This window comes from [Clostridium] aminophilum (genome assembly GCF_900101295.1).
In the GTDB taxonomy this organism is placed as follows: domain Bacteria; phylum Bacillota; class Clostridia; order Lachnospirales; family Lachnospiraceae; genus Clostridium_R; species Clostridium_R aminophilum_A.
The window spans coordinates 1-1991 of record NZ_FOIL01000104.1 but is presented as its reverse complement, the minus strand read 5'-3'; the positions used below and the strand labels follow the sequence as shown (position 1 = coordinate 1991).

2 protein-coding genes are annotated in these 1991 nt (G+C 50.9%); one reads left to right on the top strand and one right to left on the bottom strand.

Features of this window, described 5'->3' with window-relative positions:
• The coding region (locus BMW41_RS14025; protein ID WP_074650838.1) for a LysR family transcriptional regulator at positions 1–615 on the bottom strand (615 nt) is incomplete at its 3' end.
• Between the two features lie 244 nt (positions 616–859).
• On the opposite strand from BMW41_RS14025, the gene BMW41_RS14020 reads away from it, so the two are divergent.
• Positions 860–1991: dicarboxylate/amino acid:cation symporter (locus BMW41_RS14020; RefSeq protein WP_074650836.1), on the top strand; the 1132-nt coding region annotated here is incomplete at its 3' end.

Below are 1991 nucleotides of genomic sequence, written 5' to 3'. Positions count from 1 at the left end.
CTCCAGCGCAAAACGGTAATTGTCGTTGACCTCCGTCAGCATCAGCGGTTCTTCCAGAATCTCCTCCATCTCGACTTCGCCCCGGTCCGCCAGCCGGCACTCCGGTGCACAGACAAACACAACCGGTTCCTTTTTCTGGACAACACGCCGCCAGTGCGTGTCAAAGCGGAGGGCGTCCAGAATGTAAATGATGTCCAGCTCATTATGCTCCATCATATCGATGAGTTCCGTCGGTGAACCGCGGGTGATCTTGACATGATAATCCGGAAACTCCCGGTAATACCGCTTCATCATCTCCGGCAGCATGAAGGAACACAGAGAACTCAGGGTTCCGATGTGAAGTTTATGGGTCTGGAGCTTGCCCTCCCCCAGATCGCTGTGGAGCGAATCCAGTTCGTTCAGGATCCGGTCAATTCGTCTCTGAAACTGGATTCCTGCCGGTGTAATTCTGACAGTTTTTCCATATCTATCAAAAAATCTGACATTAAATTCTTTTTCCAGTGCCTTGATCTGAACGGTGACAGCCGACTGGGAATATCCCATCGACTCCGCCGCTTTGGAAAAGCTCTGTAATTCCGCCACTCTCCGGAAAGTGATCAGCTGCCGTATCTCCATTTTGTCCTCCGCGTGTTTAAAATAATTTCACTTTATCTTTTAACATTTTCGATTCATTCATTTAAACTTGGTTCAGAATTCTCAGACTATTATAATTCTTAATGGATATATTTAAAACTATGAATTTTACAAATCCAACGTTTCCGTATATGCTTTGTTCTGCACTTGAGTTCCGGCCGGAAACGTTCACAACACACACCGTATGTGGCCGGAGCCGATCACCATTCCACGGGGGGAATTAGAAATGGAAAACACAACCAAAAAGAAAAAACTCGGTCTGGTGCCGAAGCTGATCATTGCGATCATTCTCGGTATCCTGATCGGCCAGTACATGCCGCTTGAGGTATGTAAGGTTATCACCACATTATCCGGACTGTTCAGTACATTCCTGAAGTTCGTCATCCCGCTGATGATTCTGGCATACGTTACCATGGGTATCGCCGATCTGTCCAGCGGTGCGGGCAAGCTTCTTCTGATCACCGTACTGCTCGCATACAGCTCCACACTGATTGCAGGAAGCGCATCCTACATCGTTTCCAGCACCCTGTTCCCGCATTTTATGAGCGAGGGCGCACTGGAGCAGATTCAGGCAACCGCAGACAAGTCCATCGGCACCTACTTCAGCATCAGCCTTCCGGCGATGATCGATACGCTTTCCGCCGTTGTGCTGGCATTTATTCTCGGTCTCTGCCTTTCCAAGCTTCGCGGCAAGACCGTCGGCACCTCTCTCTACAACGGTATGCATGACTTCTCCGCGATCATCGACGAAGTTCTTCACTCGGTTATCATCCCGCTGCTTCCGCTCTACATCTGCGGAACCTTCATCGATATGACCTACTCCGGCAGAACCTTTACCATCCTCGGAATCCTCTGGAAGGTATTCCTGGTTGTCATCGCCATGCACGCGGTATACCTGTTCATTCAGTTCATCATCGCAGGAACAATCAGCCACAAGAACCCGTTCCGCCTGATGAAGAACCAGATCTCCGGATATACCACCGCACTGGGAACACAGTCTTCCGCCGCTACCATTCCGGTTAACCTGCAGTGCGCGAAAGCGGACGGCGTATGCTCTCAGATCCGCAACTTCGTTGTTCCGCTGTGTGCAAACATCCATATGTGCGGTTCCATGATCACCATCACAGCCTGCGCGACCGCTGTCTGTCTGATGAATGATCTTCCGATCAGCCTTGGAACGGTTATTCCGTTCATTGCGACACTCGGTGTGGCAATGGTTGCTTCTCCGGGCGCACCGGGCGGCTCCATCATGACCGCGCTTCCGTTCCTTTACATGATCTTCGGCACGGAGGCAGGTGATCCGAACGGCCCGATCTGCGCTCTGATGGTTGCTCTGTACATCACACAGGACTCCTTCG